The organism is Acinetobacter sp. UBA2581, from assembly GCF_002339435.1.
Lineage (GTDB): Bacteria > Pseudomonadota > Gammaproteobacteria > Pseudomonadales > Moraxellaceae > Acinetobacter > Acinetobacter variabilis.
The window spans coordinates 26013-47347 of the sequence record NZ_DDLD01000075.1; the positions used below are offsets into that span (position 1 = coordinate 26013).

Genomic DNA, 21335 nt, shown 5'->3' on the forward strand with positions numbered 1-21335 from the left:
CAATGATGTCTGCAAAGCTTTGGGCTCCCGCCCTGACTGCTTGCGCATTAGCAACAAGTCTTGCACTTGTTGGTTGTAGCAAAGATCCTAAAGAGGGCCAGCAAGCTGGTGCTCAGCAGCAAATGCCACCGACTGAAGTCGGTATTCTTGTTGCACAGCCACAAAGTGTCGAGCAGTCTGTAGAGCTCTCAGGTCGTACAACAGCATTTGAGATTTCTGAAGTACGTCCACAGGCTAGTGGTGTGGTGCTTAAACGCTTATTCACTGAAGGTAGCTATGTCCGTGAAGGTCAGGCGCTTTATGAAATCGATTCAAGCACTAACCGTACTACTGTCGATAATGCTCGTGCTGCGATTGCCCGTGCTGAAGCGAATTTAGGTGTATTGCGTGTTAAAGAAGGTCGTTACCGTCAACTGGTCGGTACCAATGCCATTTCTAAACAGGAATACGATGACATCGCAGCACAGGTCAAACTGGCTGAAGCTGATTTGAATGCAAACCGTGCAACTTTACGTAATGCTGAAATCAACCTGGGCTATTCAACCGTACGTGCACCGATTTCTGGTCAAACCAACCGTTCTTCGATTACGGCGGGTGCGTTAGTGACTGCAAATCAGACAGAACCACTGGTTACAATTCAGCGTCTAGATCCAATCTATGTAGATATCAACCAGTCAAGTGCTGAACTGCTACGCCTGCGTCAACAGCTAAGCAAAGGCAACCTCAACAGCTCAAACAACACCAAAGTGAAGTTAAAGCTTGAAGATGGCAGCATCTACCCTGTCGAAGGCCGTCTTGCATTCTCGGATGCCAGCGTGAACCCTGAAACAGGTACTGTGACTTTACGTGCAGTATTCCCGAACAAAAACCATTTACTTCTGCCAGGTATGTTTGCCACAGCGCAAATCGTGCAAGGCGAAATTCCAAATGCTTTCCTGATTCCACAAGCGGCGTTAACCCGTACGCCTACTGGTCAGGCCATGGCGATGCTGGTGGGTGCTGACAATAAAGTAACTCCACGTCCAGTAACGACAGTCGGTACTCAAGGTAGTAACTGGATCGTAACCGAAGGTCTAAATCCGGGTGATAAAGTGATTGTTGATGGTATTGCCAAGGTAAAACCTGAACAGCAAGTGGTGCCTAAACCCTATCAACCTCAAGCAGCTGCCCCACAAGGTGCTGCTCCTGCTGCGCAACAACCTGCAGCAGATGCAAAAAAGGCAGATGATGCAAAGAAACAACCTGAACAAAAACCTGCTGCAAATGCATAAGGAGTAATGGTTCATGGCTAAATTCTTTATCCATCGCCCGATTTTTGCATGGGTGATTGCATTGGTAATTATGCTGGCGGGTATTTTAACCATCAGCAAAATGCCAATTGCTCAGTATCCGACGATCGCGCCACCAACAGTCACCATTTCTGCGACTTATCCGGGTGCATCTGCAGCGACTGTAGAAAATACAGTAACGCAGATCATCGAGCAGCAGATGAACGGTCTGGATGGCTTGCGTTATATTTCCTCGAACAGTGCCGGTAACGGTCAGGCATCCATCGCCTTAAACTTTGAACAAGGTGTCGATCCTGATATTGCACAGGTTCAGGTACAAAACAAATTACAGTCTGCAACTGCACTGTTACCTGATGATGTACAACGTCAGGGTGTACGTGTGACCAAATCTGGTGCCAGCTTCCTTCAGGTATTAGCTTTCTATTCTCCTGATGGCAGCCTGACTGCAGATGACATTAAAGACTATGTAAACTCAAACATTTCTGAACCTTTAAGCCGTGTGGCCGGGGTTGGTGAAGTTCAGGTCTTTGGTGGTTCTTATGCAATGCGTATCTGGCTGGATCCAGCCAAAATGGCTAGTCTGCAAGTGACTCCAAGTGATGTGGCTCAGGCAATCCGTACCCAGAACGCTCAGGTGGCTGTCGGTCAATTAGGTGGTGCGCCACAAATTGAAGGACAGGTACTGAATGCGACAGTGAATGCGCAAAGTCTGCTGCAAACACCTGAACAGTTCGAAAACATCTTCCTGAAAAATACCACTTCAGGTGCTCAAGTCCGCCTGGGCGATGTCGCACGTGTAGAACTTGGTGCAGACAACTACCAGTTTGATTCTAAATTTAATGGTAAACCGGCTGGCGGTGTTGCGATTAAACTTGCAACCGGTGCCAATGCACTGGATACCGCTGAAGCAGTTGAAGAACGTTTAAAACAGTTACGTCCTAACTATCCTCAAGGGATGGTGGATACACTGGCATTTGATACCACACCATTCATTCAGTTATCGATTGAATCGGTGGTTCATACTCTCATTGAAGCAGTCATTCTGGTCTTCATCGTAATGTTCCTGTTCTTGCAGAACTGGCGCGCAACGATTATTCCAACCATGGCCGTTCCAGTAGTTGTACTGGGTACTTTTGCAATCATTAATATCTTCGGCTTCTCGATCAACACCTTGACCATGTTCGCGATGGTTCTCGCGATTGGTCTGCTCGTCGATGATGCGATCGTTGTGGTCGAGAACGTTGAACGTGTCATGGCTGAAGAGCATCTGGATCCTGTGTCGGCGACTGAAAAGTCGATGAAACAGATCTCTGGTGCGCTGATCGGTATTACCTCTGTACTGTCTGCAGTATTCGTACCAATGGCATTCTTTGGTGGTTCTACAGGTGTTATCTATCGCCAGTTCTCAATCACGCTGGTCACAGCGATGGTTCTGTCGCTGGTGGTGGCCTTAACCTTTACCCCTGCTCTGTGTGCAACCATTCTGAAACAGCATGATCCGAACAAGCCGCAAAGTAACAATCCGGCTGCACGATTCTTCCGCTGGTTTAATCATAGCTTTGACCGTGTTTCTGTGAAATATCAAGGCGGCGTCAATCGTATGACACACCACAAGATTTTCTCCGGTATCATCTATGCGGTGGTGATCGGGATTATTGTGCTGATCTTCCAGAAACTACCTTCTTCATTCTTACCTGATGAGGACCAAGGTGTCGTAATGACGCTGGTACAGTTGCCACCAAATGCAACCTTGGAACGTACCGATAAAGTCATCAATACCATGACAGGCTACTTCCTGGAAAATGAAAAAGATCATGTCCAATCTGTCTTCAGTGTGGCTGGTTTCTCATTCACAGGTGTAGGTCAAAACGCTGGTCTGGCATTTATCAAACTGAAAGACTGGTCTGAACGTACCACACCAGAATCACAGGTCGGTGCAATTATCCAGCGTGGTATGGCACTGAACATGATTGTGAAAGATGCGTCTTACATCATGCCATTACAATTGCCAGCAATGCCTGAACTGGGTGTATCTGCCGGCTTTAACATGCAGTTAAAAGCAGCAAGTGGTCAAAGCCATGAGCAACTTTTGGCAGCGCGTAATACTGTTCTGGGCCTGGCTGCACAAGACAAACGTCTTGCAGGTGTCCGTCCAAATGGTCAGGAAGATAACCCGCAGTACCGTGTGATTGTCGATCATGCACAAGCCGGTGCTTTAGGTGTCAGCATCTCTGAAATTAACAGTACCATGAGCATGGCGTGGGGTGGTTCGTACATCAACGACTTCCTTGACCGTGGTCGTGTGAAAAAAGTGTACGTTCAGGGTGAAGCCAGCTCTCGTATGATGCCGGAAGACCTGAACCAGTGGTATGTTCGTAACAACCGTGGCGAAATGGTACCGTTCTCGGCATTCGCAACGGGTGAATGGACCTATGGTTCGCCTCGTCTAGAACGCTATAACGGCGTATCTGCAATGAACATTCAGGGTACACCGGCACCGGGCGTGAGCTCAGGTGATGCAATGCGTGCGATGGAAGAAATCATTGCCAAGCTTCCTGAAATGGGCATGCAAGGTTTCGACTATGAATGGACTGGTCTGTCTCTGGAAGAACGTGAGTCTGGCGCACAGGCACCATTCTTGTACGCGCTTTCACTGTTGATCGTGTTCCTGTGTCTGGCTGCATTGTATGAAAGCTGGTCAATTCCATTCTCGGTTCTTCTGGTTGTACCATTAGGCATCGTGGGTGCATTACTATTGACCTTTGGCGGTATGATTCTGTTTAAAGACCCGAATCTGTCGAATAACATCTACTTCCAGGTAGCGATTATTGCCGTAATTGGTCTTTCTGCGAAAAACGCAATCTTGATTGTGGAATTCGCCAAAGAGCTGCAGGAACAAGGCGAAGAGTTGTTTGATGCGACCCTGCATGCAGCAAAAATGCGTTTACGTCCAATTATCATGACCACCCTTGCCTTCGGTTTTGGTGTACTTCCACTAGCACTTGCTTCAGGTGCCGGTGCGGGTAGCCAGCACTCCGTCGGTTATGGTGTCCTTGGTGGTGTAATCAGTTCGACTCTTTTAGGTATCTTCTTTATTCCTGTATTCTACGTATGGATTCGAAGTATCTTTAAATACAAACCAAAACAACAAAATCAGGAGTACAAGTCGTAATGCAAAATATATGGTCTATTACAGGTCGTAGCATTGCGGTATCTGCCCTCGCGCTTGCTTTGACTGCATGTCAAAGCATGCGTGGCCCAGAGCCCGTTGCAGAGGCAAATATCCCAAGCAGTTATACCAATGCTTCAGGTACTTCTGTAGCAGAACAGGGTTATAAAGAATTCTTTGCTGACCAGCGCCTGTTACAGGTACTGGACCTGGCATTGATCAATAACCGTGATTTGCGTACTGCCGCATTAAACATTCAGCGTGCCCAACAGGCTTATCAGATTTCTGAAAATGACCGTCTGCCAACCATTGGTGCGAGCGGCAGCGTGTTACGTCAGGACACTGGCAGTAACAACCCGCAAAGCCGTGGCGCTGTGACGACTTATAATGTCGGTCTAGGCGTAACTGCATTTGAGCTGGATTTCTGGGGTCGTGTGCGCAGCTTGCGTGACAATGCACTGGATACTTATCTGGCGACTCAAAGTGCGCGTGATGCGACTCAGATTTCCCTGATCGGTCAGGTGGCCCAAGCATGGCTGAGTTACTCATTTGCCAATGCCAATCTAGCGTTGGCTGAGCAAACGCTGAAAGCCCAGCTTGAATCTTATAACCTGAACAAAAAACGTTTTGATGTGGGTATCGATAGCGAACTTCCGGTACGTCAGGCACAGATTTCTGTTGAAACTGCACGTAATGATGTTGCCAACTATCGCACCCAGGTGGCTCAGGCACAAAACCTGCTAAATCTGCTTGTAGGTCAACCCGTACCGGCCAACCTGTTACCGGCACAGCGTGTTACCCGCATTACCTCTAATGCAGCACTAGGTGCAGGCTTACCAAGTGATCTGCTGATTAACCGTCCGGATGTACGTGCAGCTGAATATCGTCTGTCTGCGGCAGGTGCCAATATTGGTGCTGCCCGTGCGCGTCTGTATCCAACGATCAGTCTGACGGGTTCGGCAGGTTTTGCATCTGCGGATCTGGGTGATCTGTTCAAGTCTGGCAGTTTTGCGTGGTCTGTAGGCCCAAGTCTGGATATTCCAATCTTCGATTGGGGTACACGTCAGGCGAATATCCGTATTTCCGAAACAGATCAACAAATTGCGCTGTCAGATTACGAAAAATCAATTCAGACTGCATTCCGTGAAGTGAATGATGCCCTAGCGGTACGTCAGAATATTGGTGACCGTATTGCTGCTCAACGCCGTCTGGTCGATGCAACTAATACCACTTACCGTCTGTCTCTGGCACGTTTCCGTGCCGGTATTGACAGTTATCTGACTGTACTGGATGCACAACGTGCTTCATATGCAGCAGAACAAGGTTTGTTATTACTTGAACAGGCGAATCTGAACAGCCAGGTTGAACTGTACAAGAGTCTTGGTGGTGGTTTGAAAGTTAATACCTCAGACACTGTACCGTATCGCCCGTCTGTGACCGAACAGCGTCGTGCGAAAGAGACAAAATAAGCCTAACTCCTTTTCAGAAAAGCTCACTTCGGTGGGCTTTTTTATTGCTTTTTTAAAGGAGATTTTCTATCTTCATGATTATATGACTGATTAAGAAGATATCTGCATGTTATTGAGCAATCTGGAATCTGTACCGGGACATACTATTCGCCAGCAAATCGATGTGGTCTATGGCAGTACTGTACGCAGTAAGCATGTTGGACGTGATTTTCTGGCCGGTCTAAAAAATATTGTCGGTGGTGAGTTGACCGCTTATACCGAATTACTGGAAGAATCCCGTCAGGAAGCCATGAACCGGATGATTGAAAAAGCCCGCAGTATGGGCGCCAATGCGATTGTGGGTATTCGTTTTTCTACCTCAAATATTGCCCAAGGTGCTTCTGAACTCTTTGTTTATGGCACAGCAGTCATCGTTGATCCAGTCATGCCTAAACTGCCTGATCCATTTCCACAGGCGAACTAATGCATGGACGGATTGATTATACAGATTGTCATTTTTGCCATTCTGTTCAGCGTGGGTTTCGGTTTTGGTCGCTTTAACGAGCGCAAGCATCTGCAATATCTGGATGAACAGGAACAGCGTTTGGCTTATATCCGGGTCAATAATAGCCGCTTCATCGAATCTACACTCCCCGGTCATATGATCAGCAGCAATGTGGTGATTTCACATGATTACTTTAAATATGCGATTGCTAATGTGCAAAACATGCTAGGTGGTCGTTTGACCAGTTATGAGAGTGTCGTTGAACGGGCACGACGTGAAGCTATAATACGATTAAAACTGGAAGCAGAAAAAATGGGTGCTGACCAGATTATGGGAATCCGTCTCAGTACTACCGAACTTGGCATGCAAGGCGGTATGGTTGAAGTCTTCGCTTATGGCACCGCAATTCAGGCCAAGTAATTATGCTTCTGAAAGCTTTTCTACAAATAAAATTCCATTCAAGTGGTCAATTTCGTGCTGTACAATTCGTGCCGGAAAGCCTTTAAACGACTGAACCACTTCATTTCCCTCTAAGGTAAAATAACGCACCTCAACCTCTTCTGCTCGAGCTACCCTCCCTCTTTGCTCGGGCACACTTAAACAGCCTTCCTCACCCAATACTTGCGTAGCTGAGGCACTGATAATCTCCGGATTGATCATGGTCACAGCATCCATATACGGCGCATCCGGATAACGTAAATTGGGCCGTGATGCGACAATAATAATGCGTTTAGAGACATAAACCTGCGGTGCTGCAATGCCCACGCCCTGACGGTGCTGCATGGTTTCCATCAAGGTGCTGTTAAATTGCCGCAACCAGTCACTGTCAAATTCAGCCTGTGTGACCGGACTGGCAATTAGGGTTAAAACGGCCTCACCTTGCTGTGCCACTGCTAAGGTATTTGTCATCACGCTATCCTGTAATTTTTTCATCTAACTCTATCTTAGAAGGAAAATTACAGAATGAACATCATACTAAAATGAATAAATACGTCTAAAAAAGATAAGCTGTGTTTTAAGTAATATTGTGAACTCCAACTTATTGTTACCTTAAAAACTTCACTTGAAAGGAAAATAATTAATCAAAACATTCCAAATAATTTTATTCATTTAAATTTTAATAAATTTTAGTTTAGATTGAACAAAGAAAGATTGATTATTCAAGAAAATAACCCTTCTTTAAAATCAGTAATCAAGTCATGGATATTAAATAATGGAACGACTACATGAATGCACAACCCTATCTGAGCCGTGCTGACAAACGCACCCTCGGACTATCGTCCCTAGGTGGCGCACTGGAATTCTATGATTTTGTCATTTATGTGTTCTACGCCAAATTGATCTCTGAGCTGTTCTTTCCAAGTACCCTAAGTCCGTTCTGGGCCATGCTGAATACCTATGGTATCTTTGCTGCAGGTTATTTCTTTCGCCCACTCGGCGGTGTGGTAATGGCACATTTTGGGGATTTGATCGGTCGTAAACGTCTGTTCAGTTTATCCATCTTGTTGATGGCGCTACCGACCCTCATGATCGGAATCATGCCGACCTTTGAAAGTATTGGTTATGCTGCACCATTGCTGCTGCTATTGATGCGTGTTGTTCAAGGTATTGCGATTGGCGGTGAAATTCCGGCTGCCTGGACCTTTGTGTCTGAGCATGTGCCTGAAGGCCGAATTGGGATTGCCAATGGCTTGCTGACCGCAGGCCTATCACTCGGAATTCTACTCGGTGCCCTAATGTCGCTGTTTATTTCCTTACAGTTCACTGAAGCGGAAATCAAAGACTGGGCTTGGCGCGTTCCCTTCATTCTAGGTGGGATTTTTGGTTTTGTGGCACTGTACCTACGTAGTTATTTGAAAGAAACTCCAGTTTTTAAAGCCATGCAGGCGAAAAAAGAACTGGCGAAAGAATTACCGGTCAAGCAAGTGCTGTTAAGCCACAAAACTGCTGTAGGCATCGGGATGTTATTTACCTGGTTCCTGACCGGCTGTGTAGTGGTGTTGATTCTGGCGATGCCAAATTTACTGGTGGCCAGTTTTGGCTTCGAACGTGCTGATGCATTCAAGATGCAAAGTGCTGCAATCCTAATGCAAATGCTCGGTTGCATTATTGCTGGTGTACTGGCTGACCGTTTCGGTGCAGGCAAGGTCATTTTACTTGGCTCTATTTTTGTCGCGGCAATGGCTGGGATTTTTTATCACAGTCTGGGTCATGTTGAAGCGTCAACGGTGTTCATGCTTTACATGTTGCTCGGTCTAAGCTCAGGAACCGTGGGCATGGTTTCTTATAGCATGGTGAAAATGTTCCCGGCACAAATCCGTTTCAGCGGAATTTCATTTTCCTATAATCTGGCCTATGCGATTGCAGGTGGAATCACCTTGCCACTGGTGCAATGGTTGAGCCTATATAGCAATATTGGTGCCCTGTACTATATCTGGACCGTTTGTCTAGTGACTCTCTTCACTGCCCTGCTTTACCGCAGCAAATTTGAAAAAAACAGCCTAAAATAAAAAAGAGCCTGACTCACAGGCTCTTTTTCTAAGCGTGAAAATACGAGCTTAAGCTTTCAGATTCTTGCGTAGCTCATCTTCTACAATGCTGATCTCGATTTCACTGAACTTGCGGATTTCGCCTTCAGCATGTTTTTCCAGCATGCCACCGACCAAAGGCACTTTCACATTCACCGTCCAGTTCAACTGGAACTGAATCTGCTGTTCATCACCTGTAACGGCACGCTGACATTTAGCTTCAATCGGCAGATTGGCACCTAGTTCCACGACTGAAGTCATTTCTTCTAGATTGCTAACATCGGTACGCTGCAAGCGAAACGCATCTTTCAGCAGTTTCTTGGCAATATCTGGGATTTTGACATCCAGATTGTAGGCACGCTTCAGAGTATACAGATGTCCCTGCTTTTCTGAAACCAGAATTTCCATATTTTGAGCAGGGATCCGATGACAAACCGCTTCATGCAAACTGATGTCATTTGCCAGACGTTTAAACTCATCAATCGAAACACCGCGAATAATTGCGTTTACGGTAAACTGGTGGGCCATATCTATTTTCCTTATTTTTATTAGGGGTTATGGACTCAAATTAAGTCAAATGAATCATCTGACAGAGAAGATAAGCTATTTAAGTCAATTTTACATCGGATGTCATTATTTTTTTATTGAGAAAAATTGGCGTTGAGGTCAATATTTCCAGGCAATTTTCGCAGATATACAGGGTCCACAACTGAGTAAAAGCTGAACTTCACGATACTTAATGACCGCATGAAATTCTTCTGCCCCATCATCTAGGCCGGAAGCATACCAGACCGTACCCGCAGGAAATTTCTTTAACCAGCTGGCCTTATAAAAATCAGAAACGGAATCAAACTGTAAATAGTGTTCCGGTTCAGCTTCAACCTGAGTCGCTAAAGCCATAAATTTCTGTAATTGTGCCTGATGAAAATCAATCAGCATGAGGCAGCCCTTCCTTTTGTATGAGGCGATTACATGCCATATAGGTAAGCATAGATGTCATTTACGACTCGTGAGTTTTGACATCATGGCTTAGATCAGATTAAAAATAATATAGATTCACCTCCCCTCATTCAATCCACGTATAAGGATATCCAGCATGCAACAAGGAAAAGTTCAGGTCGAAACCGTGCAGTTTCTGGCAGAAGATGGCTATACCTTAACCGGCAAGCTTTACCGCAGTGAATATGCCAAAGCCAATATTGTCATCGCCTGCGCAACGGGTGTCCCCCAAGCTTTTTACCGGCGCTTTGCCGAATATGCAGCACGAGCAGGTTTTCAGGTACTGACTTTTGATTATCGTGGGGTGGCTGATTCTGCACCCAAACGTTTAAAGAATTTTAAAATGTCCTATTTAGACTGGGGACAATATGATCTCAGCGCTGCGATTGATTATCTGAGCAAAACCGGTCTGGATATTTATATGATTGGCCACTCCTATGGCGGGCAGGCTTTGGGATTAAGTAAATATCATGATCGCATTGAAGCAATGTACTGCTTTGGCACCGGTGCTGGCTGGCATGGTTATATGCCTTTAACTGAAAGAATCAAGGTTCAGGTAATCTGGAATATTGTTTTTCCACCGATGGTAGCGGTGACAGGCTATTTGCCATGGAGTCGTTTAAATATGGGCGCCGACTTACCGCGTGATGTCTATCGTCAGTGGCGCAAATGGTGCAAAAATCCAACCTATTTCTTTGCCGATCCTGAACTGAAAGACCTACATGCCCATTATGCCGCGGTAAAAACACCTATTTATGCCGTAGCCGCACTCGATGATGCCTGGGCCTTACCTAAATCCAGACAAGCCTTTATACAACATTACCGTCAGGCCTCGTTGCATTATATTGATATTCAGGCGACCGATTATGGACTCAAACACATTGGACATATGGGTTATTTCCGTCAGGGCGCAGAACAGCTCTGGGATGAAGTGCTCGCCAAGTTCAGTGAATTACATCAACTCAAAAATGCAGCTTGATTTTAGTCTCTAGGGTATTTAAGCATTTAGCTGCTTAAGCATAACGTGCCTGTTGAATATCGGTTCTGATTTCCTGACGGTGTTCCTCGCCGAAACGGTCGACATGGGCATAAAATACCCCATAACGGCCGACATAATATTCCAGTGACTGATCATAAAAATTCCAGAAAATTGACCATTCGCCTAAATCCATCTGACGGATTTGTGTACCGGTATGCATCGGCATCTTACGGAGCAGTTCCTGCTGTAACTGCTCTGCTTCATTGCGATCCTGAATCTGAACCTGATGTTGGAAAAATAATTGCGCCACATCATCAAACAGTTCCAGCTCATAGGCATCGACCACATGCAATGTTTCCTGAGACTCAGGTTGACTCTCTTCAGTACTGCTGGAAATCGGATCCTCTTTTTCGACACGTTTACTCTTTACATACCGCTGGGTTTTATAGATTTTCATGCCGATAAACCAGGTCGCATACAGTATCAGGGCTAGACATGAAAAAATCAGGAATTTAAGAATCATTGATCATCTCGTGTAGTTAATTTTATTTTTATCACGGTCTGCCAATTCTTGATTTGGCGATCTTCTTCCAACTTAACACAAGTCTATTTTTTGTACAGCAAACTTAAGGATTTTTTTAGATCTTCTTGGATTTTTTTCTTCGGTTGAGCCTTATTTCCCAGTATTCAATTTGAAATAAGGATCTAAAATCTTGTTAAAAATTAGAATGAATCCAGAAAGCCAATATTGATCAGGATAAATAAATCAGACAAATCACTACAGAATCGATCATCAACTCTGGATTCTTTAGCAAATGCACTCAAAAAGCTACACGATTGGTATTTGTTTTTTTGAGCATTTTCCTTCAAATAAAAGGTCCCTCTTTATGGTCGAGTAAATGAATAAAATTATGATTCGTGAAGGGAAGATTCAAGATATACCTCAAATAATTCAGGTCATCCACGACAGTATTCAATCCTGTATTTTGGATCATCAACGTGAAGACAGCGTGATCCAACGCTGGCTGGAGCAGTTTAATCACGCCCAGCTGATTGTGGAAATGCTTTATAACGACTGCTGGGTGTATATTTTAAATGATCAGATTGTCGGCTTTTTGCTGGTCAGTGACACTGGAGAAATCCTGATGCACTATGTGGCTGCACGTTTCCAGCGACTCGGGTTTGGCACCCAGCTTTTTGATCAGATGCACAAATCCTTAGTGCGTAAAAATATCCATAAAATTAAAGTCCAATCGACTCAAACAGCTTTAAGTTATTATCAAAAAAATGGATTTTTCTCACCGAATCATCAATCGGAAAATGAAGAAAATTATCATTTATATAAATACGCTTTTTAAAATTAAAAATTTTTCATGCCATTTTAAGTTGATCTCGCCCTGCTTGCTTAGCCGCGTATAACTGCACATCTGCCGCTTTCATCAGTGCATGAATATCTGGATAGGGATGTGTTTGATCCATCCAGGAAATACCCATGCTGACCGTGACATAAGATTTATCATCTGTTCGATTTAAGTGTTCAAATTGCTGTTCGCGAATCTTGTGCAAGACTTTTTCCAGAAACTCTAAGGCTGCCTGAACAGGTACATCAGTGAGTAGAATCGCAAATTCTTCTCCACCATAACGGGCTAAATACGCGGATTCAGGGAGTACCGTCTGAATGACCTTGACCAGATTCTGTAAAATTTCATCTCCTTTTAAGTGCCCATAATAGTCATTGTAATTTTTAAAATAGTCGACATCGAGCATGGCAAAAATCAGTGTACTGTGTGGATGTTGCTGACAGTATAAAAACTGCTGCTGGATTTGGTCATTTAAAGCACGACGGTTAAAGGCACCCGTCAAAGCATCAATATTCACCTGATGTTCGAGTTTGGCATTCAGTTCACGTAATTGCTCGGTACGTGCTTTGACTTTCTGATCCAGTGAACTGTTCAAGATCATTAATTTATTATTCAGTCGCTCGGTATGGTAGGTTTGATGGGCATAATTACGAGATTGTTGAAACATAATGATCAAGACATACAGGCTGGTCGAAATAAATGACAGATGCACGCTCTCAATTACATTCAGTAATACCAGATAATCATTAAGAAAGGTCACACACAGAAAGATGATGGCAAACAGGTTAGTGAACGAATATTCATCTCCTTGAGAAAGTGTCACATAAAACCCGTAAATAAAATTACCCAGTATCACCAGACCATAGATAACGCTATACAAAGCCAGACGCTCAAAAACTTCTGGTGTGCTAAACAAGGTTACTGCGATATTAAAAATCAGTAATCCCGCACCTACGTAATAAATTGAACGTCGGATATAACGTGGCTTAAACAGGTACATGTAGCTCAGGAAGAATAAGATTGCCAGAAAAGTGAACAGATATTCTAGACGAGCGCCCCATAACCAACTGATTTTACTTACAATGGCGTATGGATGTGGCGCAGAAAAAAGATTATGCAGTGCCAAAAAAATAATAAATAAGCCAAAAATAAATACACTGCGGCTATTTCGCTCCACAGATCCGCGAAACAGGGAAAATAAAATGGTAAATAGTCCTACACCCAGCACTGTGCCACAGACCAAAGCAATACTCAGCATTTGCAACATAAACTGTCGGTTAATGGTCGCAGAGGGGCCAATTTTCAGAGGCTTTTCTAGTCCGCCATGTAAATTAGTATAGTTGGAAACCTGAATACTTAAGGTAAAATATTCATTCTGTGGCACAAAAGATGCGATCTTAGGTGCCTTTTCAGTCACCTGCCCTGTCGGGGTTTTACTGATTTTACCAAAACGCAGCAAGATATCCCCATTTAAATAAATGCTATAAGCACCATACTGACTCGGAATCTGAATCGCTAAACGTTGTCCGATAAATTTTTTGGGAATTTTAAAATGGCTAATAAAAGTGCCATAAGTGGCATTGGTTCCGGTGAGACTCTTGAATGAAGCTGGAAGTTCAACTACTTGTGATTCGAGTTCAGGATCTGGTTGCTCAATGAACTGACGTGGATAGAACTGCCATTTGCCTTGCAACAAGGTGGTACTGTCTTCATCAAATTTTAGTTCGGTGACCTCATTCTGATGAGCCAGGAAATAAGATTCTGGAGCAGCATCATATTGAGCCCACACGATCCGTGTAGTCCCCATCAAAAATATCAGCATCAACCACGATGCCAATATCAGCATAATCCCCCTAAACCTGAGCAAAAAGGCCATCCTGTAGCTACTGTTATTAATTCTAATGTACGTGGAATGTTGGATATTGCCAATGATTTTTCATATAAAAAGCAGGATAACCGACGAGCTATCCTGCTGCTGAATTCCTGACATATTGTACTGTTCAGAAAGTCACATAATATCAGTCACGTGTTTTAACGTCATACAGTTCGATTTCAAAAATCAGGTTGGAATTTGCCGGGATAATGTTCCCCATTTTACGTTCACCATAAGCCAGATGGGCAGGTACGATCAGCTTACGTTTGCCCCCCACTTTCATGCCGATGATACCTTGATCCCAGCCTTTAATCACACGACCAGTGCCGATGACCGTCTCAAAATAATTACCACGATCCAGCGATGAATCAAACTTGGTTCCATCTTCCAGCCAGCCAGTGTAATGCGTGGTAATCAGTGCACCTTTTACCGCTTCTTTACCTTCACCCACCACCAGGTCAATAATTTCTAGTTCTTTGGTCATCGTCAATATCCTTCATTTTGCAAATAGCCCTAGTATAAACACGATTGAGCCAAATTCCTCAGACTTTAGCTCCAATGGATCAAAAGCTGAGTTCCTGAATCTTCTTATCCTGTAATAAATACTGGGTTAATTTCTGGTGATTTTTAGCCGAACCCATCAGGATCCAGCGGCCTGTGATCCGCCGGTCGATTTTTTGCTGGCTGGAATGGATGACTTTTAATTTGTATTGTTTAAACAGTTTTTCATAATGATCCGGCTCATGCTGCTCAAAAGGACAGACAATTTCATAATTACGTTCTTGATTCAGATGCTCAATCCCACGTTGTACATAGACCAGTAGAACCAGTACGGTCAGCACGATCACCGTTGCCCAGACACTTAACAGTTCATAGCCAGCACCAACTGCCATGCCCAGTGCAGCTGTCATCCAGATTGTGGTTGCAGTGGTAATCCCAGAAATCCGGTTATCATCTTTTAAAATCACTCCGGCTCCCAGAAAACCCAGGCCAGTTAAGACATTGGCTGCCAGACGGTCTGGGTTGGCGACGCCGATTTTTAAGGAAATAATAGTAAATAGACAGGAACTCAGACTGACCATGATCATGGTGCGCAGTCCGGCAGATTTACTATGATATTCCCGTTCCGCTCCAATAACCGCACCAATCACGACTGCTAACAGCAAATCATAAAGTTCATGATACATGCTTCGTCCCTGGAACTTATTATTCTCTCCAGATATACGAAATATTGGGGCGAGGACACAAGTCGAAACTTGCATCCTTGTGAGTTGTTATTGTAACTGTTCCCACTCAATTACAGCTTGGGCCTGATCACCGATCAGGGTCCATTCACCATCCATGATATTTAGTTGCAGCTGCATGGTACGTTCACATAACTGTTGTACCGCTTCAGTGCTGGCGGTTGAAATTTTCCAGACCTCAACATTTGACAGCGTTTTTAACTTGGAATTACGTTTATACCATTCATCAACTGAAGAACCATAAGCGACTACTGCGACCTGTTTGCAACGCGCACTGGCTTTCTTGACTTTATCTTCGTCAGGACAACCCACTTCGATCCATTTCAATAATTGGCCAGTCAGGTCTTTTTCCCACAACGCTGGCTCATCAGTCTCAAACAGGTCTTTGGTAAATTCAAGCGCCTCGCCAGCAAAACGTGCATAAGCCAAAACACGCACCATTAGACGTTCAATAGTTTCCGAAGGATGCAATGCCATCGTTAACTGATAGTCTTCATAACGATGGTTATCCATATCGGCAATATTCAGGTCAGCCTTGTAAATCGTTGCTTTAAGCGCCATAACACAATCCTCAAATTTGGCGCCTAGCATATAAGATTTATTGATTTTTTGCTGGACAGATTTCGTCTTATCTAGCTATTTTCTATACACAGATTCGAAGCTATTTTTCCTGCTCAATCCGGCATTGCATTAAAGCAGTTTCAAATTCCAGCCAGTCACGTGAGGTCTGGTAAATCACTTCTACCCGGTTATCAATACCTTCTTCGGCAGACTGATAATTAAACTGTTCAGGATTGAAATTAAAGCTTTTCCAGCCCTGATTGGTATTGAAAATCCCTTTGATTCTGAGCCAGTCCTGCTGCTCACAAAGCAAATCCAGCAGATTATAAAAATCAAACTGCCAGCGTTTCGGCAATTTCCAACCTGCCACCTGATAGCCTTGTGCACTTTCAACATAATGATAAGGCAACTGATGTACGACAGCCAGCACCTCTCCAGATATTTGGCGCTGTTGCTTGAGCAGTGGCTGGATCTGCCGTGGAATACCCTGATAATCCTGTTTGATTTGCTCAATATCCAGCTTTCCGTTTTCTATCATCAGCCAGTGCTGGGCATATGGCTGATACTCAGACTTGAGTTCAGTTAAAGCAGCATGATCAGTTTCAGTCATCAAATCAGCATGGGAAATGACCACAATATTGGCAACTTTCAGCTGATCCGCATACAGGTTCTGATGCGTCCAGTCCCGATCATGTAAACGTGAGCCATCCACCACGGTAACCAAAGATTGCATCTTTAAATGACTCTGCCAATGTGGTTCAGTGAGCTGTTCCAGCAGTTGTCCGGGATGTCCGAGTCCTGTAGGTTCAATAAATAGCCGGTCCGGTTTGGTTTCTGACAATAGCCGGGATAAAGCAATCTGCATCGGCAACTGACTGCTACAACATAAACAGCCACCCAGCAATTCTTTCACTGCATAGCCCTGATCCTGAGGTAGTAATTGCTGGTCGACGCCAATCTGACCAAATTCATTCATCAGCACAGCCCAGACTTCCTGCTCCGGTTTCTGGCTCAGTAAATATTTTAATAAAGTGGTTTTACCGGCACCTAAAAATCCGGAAATGATGTGTACAGGAATAGGCTGCTGAGCGGCAAGAACTTTCAAAATTGATTCTCAAAGATAGAATTAGAAGTAGTAAACCTGACTATTATAGAGCACTGGACTCTTGCAAAAGTGTTCATTTTTTGGATGAGTAAATCCTATTTATCTCAGTGCAAATAAAAATAACAGTTTGTAGTAAGTACTTTTTAGCCCTTAACTGGTGCACTTAAACGCTATATTTGAAATATTTACACACATTTCCAGCTAAAAATTTCCTATACATTTAACAGAAGAAAACAAATTTCCAATGATTGTATTTGCTTGGTTAACAGCTTCGTGCGGCTTTTGTTAATTACTTTGCTCCGTAAAATTTTCATGCTTAGGATGAATTCCTGCCGGATTGATGTGATGGTCATTCGGCAGTTTATAAATGTAATAAAAAGGATGCTCAACATGAAATATGCACAAATCTTACTTGCAACAACGCTTACTGCAGCCGCAACTACAAGTTTTGCAGCAAACAATACCACTGACACGAAGACCACTGAGGAACAGAAAGTCACTGTAACAACTCAGGAACTTCCTGCAACGAATAACCCAAATCCGAATGTAACCACGGCTGGACCTGCTGACCAGCCTGCTGCGTCTGAAGCTGCTACAGAAGACAAAGATGGTAAAAAAACGACTAAGTCGACATCGACTCGTTAATCAGGTTTAAAGCAACATCTCGTGCAGTAAATCTCCAGTAGGTTCGATCTATGCTGCCGGATGTAGACTGAGGCTGAATCATGCAACTGCGTGATTCAGCTTTTTTATATGTTATAGGCTGTTCACTATAGCCAAAAATGATCATAGGATTCATTCATCTTATGAATAGATTTAAATATTATCATTTATTATCAATAATTTATTAAAATTAAAATCTTTTCAACCAAATCTTTTTGATAGACATGACCTACTATGGACTAGCTTGTTTAGCGCTATTGATTGTTCCTTAATAGTCTCAATCCTGAATGGATTGAATGGACATTCGCTATGAGCAATACAAATTACACCACTGAAGTGGCGATTTTGGGTGCTGGCCCGGTAGGCTTAACGATTGCAAACTACCTGAGCAAACAGGGCGTACAGGTCACTGTAGTTGAACAGCTAGATAGTCTGATCGATTATCCGCATGCCATCGGCATTGATGATGAATCCTTGCGTACTATTCAATCTTTGGGACTGGTTGATCAGGTCTTGCCGCATACCACACCTAATCATGCCATGCGCTTCCTGACACCCAAAGGCCGTTGCTTCGTAGACATTCAGCCACTGACTCGTGAATTTGGTTTCTCCCGCCGTAATGCTTTCATTCAGCCACAAGTAGATAATGTTCTGCTGCAAGGCCTCAAACAATATAAAAAAACTGAAGTACTTTTCTCGCGTCATTTGACTCATTTCAGCCAGGATGCTGAGGGTGCAACTTTAAAGGTTCTAACTAAAGACGGTGGCGAAGAAGTTATACATGCTCAGTACCTGATTGCTTGTGATGGTGGAAACTCTTATGTACGTCGTACCCTCAATATTCCATTTGAAGGTGAAACTGCACCGAACCAGTGGATCGTGATTGATATCGATAATGACCCATTGGCAACCCCACATATTTATCTATGCTGTGACCCGGTACGTCCGTATGTATCGGCTATCCTGCCGCATGGCATTCGCCGCTTCGAGTTCATGGTCATGCCAGGCGAAACTCAGGAAGACCTCAGCAAACCGGAAAATATTGCCAAACTACTATCTAAAGTTTTACCAAATACCGATGGAATCGAAGTGATTCGTCAACGTGTCTATACCCACAATGCACGTATTGCAGATAAGTTCCGTGCTGACCGTATTCTGCTTGCTGGTGATGCTGCACACATCATGCCGGTATGGCAAAGCCAAGGCTATAACAGCGGTATGCGTGATGCCTTTAACCTGGCCTGGAAAGTTGCATTGGTGATCCAGAGTAAAGCAAGTCATGAATTACTGGACTTTTACCAAGTAGAACGTAAGGATCATGCCAAAGCGATGATCGATCTTTCAGTGATGGCAGGCCACGTTCTTGCGCCACCAAAAAAATGGCAAGGCTTTGTTCGTGACGGTATTGCTTACGCATTGAACTATATCAAGCCAATCAAACAGTACCTGCTGGAAATGCGCTTTAAGCCAATGCCGAAGTATCATGATGGTGCCCTGCTGGCCAATACTCAGAAAGACTCTCCAGTCGGCAAGATGTTTATTCAGCCGCAGGTGAAACTGGAGTCTGGTGAAAATATATTACTCGATGAAGTGATTGGCAATGACTTCGCCATCATTGCCTAGGGTGTAAATCCGAAATGGGGTTTAAGCAAGCAAACGATACAACAGTGGAAAAAACTTGGCGTAAGATTTATCCAAGTCATTTCTGCAGTTCAATTGTCTAATCAACATCGTAAGCAATATGAAGATGTGATCACCATTGGTGATATCGGTACGGACATTCGTACCTGGTTCGGTAAGACCAAAGACTCTATCGTCATCCTGCGTCCAGACCGCTTCGTGGCTGCCCTAGCAATTCCTCAATCTATGGAAAGCACAAGTCAGGCGCTATTTAACAAGCTCCATGTCAAATAATTGACCTCAGTCAAAAAACCACGTTACGGCGTGGTTTCCTATTTATAGATGAACATAGAAGCTAAGTTCGGTATTGCTCAAACCATGAAATATCTTTGAGAGAATCACGACGCGCCATCTGCTGTAGGAAAGGTTTAAATTCTTCCAACGGCGGCAAAATTTTTGTACTAATTGCGAAGATCAGACAATAGGCCACATATAAATCTGCAGCAGAAACTTTTTTACCTAAAAGATAAGGCTTGGCCTGCGACAAGCCTCGTTGAAGAAAATCAAATACCGCGGCTTCGTTACCAAAACTTAAACTGGTTCGGACCTTTTCAATCTGTTCTTGGGGTACTAGTAAATTTTTTACATCGATATATTCAGTGAGTGGCCCATGACAGAAAAAGATCCATTTTAAGTAAGCACCACGTTTGGGATCATCTAAAGCGGGTGCCAATCCTTTGTCCTGATACTTATCTGCCAGATAGATGATAATAGCCGCCATTTCTGAAATTACGACGCCTTGATCAACCAGACACGGAACTTTACCCATCGGATTGATCTGAAGATATTCAGGTTGATGCATATCTTTAAAAGGAACTTCCACCTGCTCAAGCTGATCTTCAATCTGCAGTTCTTTAAGTATGGGCAGCAAGGTCATGCCGCGTGACTGAGGGTTGTTATAGAGCTTCATCATTCTGCTTCAACCGATTTCTTATTTTTTGAATTTCAGTATAAAGCGACTTTCTTTTGCAATTAAAAAGCATGTGCTACAGATCATTTCTGTAGCACATTTCATTTATGGAAGATCAATAATTTACTTAAAGAGATCTACACAAAACTTTTCTTTGAGCACTTTCAGAATCAGCTCAATCGCAGGATGCTGGTTATTTTTACGGTAACTGACATAGAGAGCAATCATCGGTAAAGGTTCCAGCGTTTTCTTCACCACAATATTATCGCCGAGTAAAGGAATCACATAAGCGGGTACCAGACTCCAGCCAACCCCCATGCCCACCAGATTGACATTCAGCAGAATATTGGTGGAATACTGCACCACATTCACGTTCAGTTTCGCCTGCCTAAAGAAATCATCAATAATCTTATGCAGCTGTGGTGAGGCCTGTTCATCACTAATCACAAAGTCCTGATTTTCAAACTTCTTGATGCTGACATAAGGCATCTCTGCGACCGGAGAATTTTTCGGCACAATCAGCGTCAGTGGCTCATCAAAAATCTGAACGGATTCAAACTCACCCGACTGATCCCTATAACAGGTAAAGGCAATATCAATACTACCCTGTCTCAGCGCGTTAAACTGTTCTGCATCAGTCAGGCTATGAAACAGTGCTTTCAGTTCAGGAAAATGTGCACGGATATTCGGCATGATATAAGGAAAAATTTTCATTTCCGCGACCGGCACAAAGCCAATATTCAGCTGACCCTTATGTACATGTGCGATCTGACGGGCTGCCTGCACGGCACGTTCTGCATGTTCTAAGCTCAACAGAGCTTCCTTTAAAAAAGCCTTTCCAGCCTCGGTCAGCTCAACCTTGCGGTTATTCCGCTCCAGCAATTGCGCATCCACTTCCCGCTCCAAATCCTTAATCTGCTGACTGAGTGAAGGCTGAACAGTATTCAGTTTTTCAGCTGCCCGGGTGAAATTCAGCTCTTCAGCCACTGTAACAAAATAGCGTAAATGTCTTAATTCCATT

At 43.9% G+C, this 21335-nt stretch carries 20 protein-coding genes and 1 pseudogene; 10 read left to right on the forward strand and 11 right to left on the reverse strand.

Annotation, left to right across the window (positions count from 1 at the left end):
- The first annotated feature begins 2 nt into the window (after nt 1–2).
- From B3Q46_RS09205 to B3Q46_RS09225, 5 genes are all read left to right on the forward strand, one after another.
- Complete coding sequence (locus B3Q46_RS09205; protein WP_034170140.1) at nt 3–1271, forward strand: efflux RND transporter periplasmic adaptor subunit; 1269 nt, start codon at nt 3–5, stop codon at nt 1269–1271.
- Nucleotides 1272–1284: 13 nt separating this feature from the next.
- On the forward strand, nt 1285–4461 hold the full coding sequence (locus B3Q46_RS09210) for an efflux RND transporter permease subunit (RefSeq protein ID WP_005236901.1): 3177 nt from the start codon (nt 1285–1287) through the stop codon (nt 4459–4461).
- A complete protein-coding gene (gene adeK / locus B3Q46_RS09215; protein WP_034701683.1) occupies nt 4461–5927 on the forward strand; it encodes a multidrug efflux RND transporter AdeIJK outer membrane channel subunit AdeK in 1467 nt (488 codons plus the stop codon). The genes B3Q46_RS09210 and adeK overlap by 1 nt, the downstream gene beginning before the upstream one ends.
- A 106-nt stretch (nt 5928–6033) precedes the next feature.
- On the forward strand, nt 6034–6390 hold the full coding sequence (locus B3Q46_RS09220) for a YbjQ family protein (RefSeq protein WP_034701686.1): 357 nt from the start codon (nt 6034–6036) through the stop codon (nt 6388–6390).
- A 3-nt stretch (nt 6391–6393) separates the two neighbouring features.
- Entirely contained in the window at nt 6394–6831 is a 438-nt protein-coding gene (locus B3Q46_RS09225; protein ID WP_034701689.1) for a YbjQ family protein, read from the forward strand.
- On the opposite strand, the gene def is transcribed toward B3Q46_RS09225, so the two are convergent.
- A complete protein-coding gene (gene def / locus B3Q46_RS09230) occupies nt 6832–7320 on the reverse strand; it encodes a peptide deformylase (protein WP_034701745.1) in 489 nt (162 codons plus the stop codon). It lies immediately after the preceding gene.
- 317 nt (nt 7321–7637) lie between these two features.
- On the opposite strand from def, the gene B3Q46_RS09235 reads away from it, so the two are divergent.
- Nucleotides 7638–8921, forward strand: coding sequence for an MFS transporter (locus tag B3Q46_RS09235; protein ID WP_034701692.1), 1284 nt, complete (start codon nt 7638–7640; stop codon nt 8919–8921).
- Nucleotides 8922–8969: 48 nt separating this feature from the next.
- On the opposite strand, the gene B3Q46_RS09240 is transcribed toward B3Q46_RS09235, so the two are convergent.
- A complete protein-coding gene (locus B3Q46_RS09240; RefSeq protein ID WP_005236909.1) occupies nt 8970–9467 on the reverse strand; it encodes a DUF2505 family protein in 498 nt (165 codons plus the stop codon).
- A 138-nt stretch (nt 9468–9605) separates the two neighbouring features.
- Complete coding sequence (locus B3Q46_RS09245) at nt 9606–9878, reverse strand: hypothetical protein (protein WP_034701695.1); 273 nt, start codon at nt 9876–9878, stop codon at nt 9606–9608.
- 157 nt (nt 9879–10035) lie between these two features.
- Between B3Q46_RS09245 and B3Q46_RS09250 the strand changes: the two genes are divergently transcribed.
- Complete coding sequence (locus B3Q46_RS09250; RefSeq protein WP_034701698.1) at nt 10036–10917, forward strand: alpha/beta fold hydrolase; 882 nt, start codon at nt 10036–10038, stop codon at nt 10915–10917.
- A gap of 34 nt (nt 10918–10951) precedes the next feature.
- Here B3Q46_RS09250 and B3Q46_RS09255 read toward each other — a convergent pair whose 3' ends face one another.
- Nucleotides 10952–11437: a hypothetical protein gene (locus B3Q46_RS09255; RefSeq protein WP_034701748.1), complete on the reverse strand. Its 486-nt coding sequence runs from the start codon at nt 11435–11437 to the stop codon at nt 10952–10954.
- A 391-nt stretch (nt 11438–11828) separates the two neighbouring features.
- On the opposite strand from B3Q46_RS09255, the gene B3Q46_RS09260 reads away from it, so the two are divergent.
- Nucleotides 11829–12275 carry a GNAT family N-acetyltransferase gene (locus tag B3Q46_RS09260; RefSeq protein ID WP_034701751.1) on the forward strand — a complete coding sequence of 149 codons (447 nt, stop codon included), beginning with the start codon at nt 11829–11831 and terminating at the stop codon, nt 12273–12275.
- Between the two features lie 13 nt (nt 12276–12288).
- Here the strand turns inward: B3Q46_RS09260 and B3Q46_RS09265 are convergent, their stop codons facing one another.
- From B3Q46_RS09265 to B3Q46_RS09285, 5 genes are all read right to left on the reverse strand, one after another.
- On the reverse strand, nt 12289–14124 hold the full coding sequence (locus tag B3Q46_RS09265) for a sensor domain-containing diguanylate cyclase (protein ID WP_034701701.1): 1836 nt from the start codon (nt 14122–14124) through the stop codon (nt 12289–12291).
- Nucleotides 14125–14296: 172 nt separating this feature from the next.
- Nucleotides 14297–14635: an FKBP-type peptidyl-prolyl cis-trans isomerase gene (locus tag B3Q46_RS09270; RefSeq protein ID WP_004814829.1), complete on the reverse strand. Its 339-nt coding sequence runs from the start codon at nt 14633–14635 to the stop codon at nt 14297–14299.
- 79 nt (nt 14636–14714) lie between these two features.
- Nucleotides 14715–15338: an MgtC/SapB family protein gene (locus B3Q46_RS09275; protein ID WP_034701713.1), complete on the reverse strand. Its 624-nt coding sequence runs from the start codon at nt 15336–15338 to the stop codon at nt 14715–14717.
- A gap of 87 nt (nt 15339–15425) precedes the next feature.
- On the reverse strand, nt 15426–15956 hold the full coding sequence (locus B3Q46_RS09280) for a YaeQ family protein (RefSeq protein WP_034701715.1): 531 nt from the start codon (nt 15954–15956) through the stop codon (nt 15426–15428).
- A gap of 100 nt (nt 15957–16056) precedes the next feature.
- On the reverse strand, nt 16057–17061 hold the full coding sequence (locus tag B3Q46_RS09285) for a CobW family GTP-binding protein (RefSeq protein WP_034701718.1): 1005 nt from the start codon (nt 17059–17061) through the stop codon (nt 16057–16059).
- Nucleotides 17062–17451: 390 nt separating this feature from the next.
- Between B3Q46_RS09285 and B3Q46_RS09290 the strand changes: the two genes are divergently transcribed.
- Together B3Q46_RS09290 and B3Q46_RS09295 are read left to right on the forward strand one after the other, a co-directional pair.
- Nucleotides 17452–17706, forward strand: a complete 255-nt coding sequence (locus B3Q46_RS09290) for a hypothetical protein (RefSeq protein ID WP_104425860.1) — start codon at nt 17452–17454, stop codon at nt 17704–17706.
- 327 nt (nt 17707–18033) lie between these two features.
- Nucleotides 18034–19638 (forward strand): annotated as a pseudogene (locus tag B3Q46_RS09295) (bifunctional 3-(3-hydroxy-phenyl)propionate/3-hydroxycinnamic acid hydroxylase).
- 61 nt (nt 19639–19699) lie between these two features.
- On the opposite strand, the gene B3Q46_RS09300 reads toward B3Q46_RS09295, so the two are convergent.
- A complete protein-coding gene (locus tag B3Q46_RS09300) occupies nt 19700–20314 on the reverse strand; it encodes a glutathione S-transferase family protein (RefSeq protein WP_034701754.1) in 615 nt (204 codons plus the stop codon).
- Between the two features lie 123 nt (nt 20315–20437).
- Nucleotides 20438–21334, reverse strand: coding sequence for a LysR substrate-binding domain-containing protein (locus tag B3Q46_RS09305; RefSeq protein ID WP_104425859.1), 897 nt, complete (start codon nt 21332–21334; stop codon nt 20438–20440).
- Nucleotide 21335 lies beyond the last annotated feature (1 nt).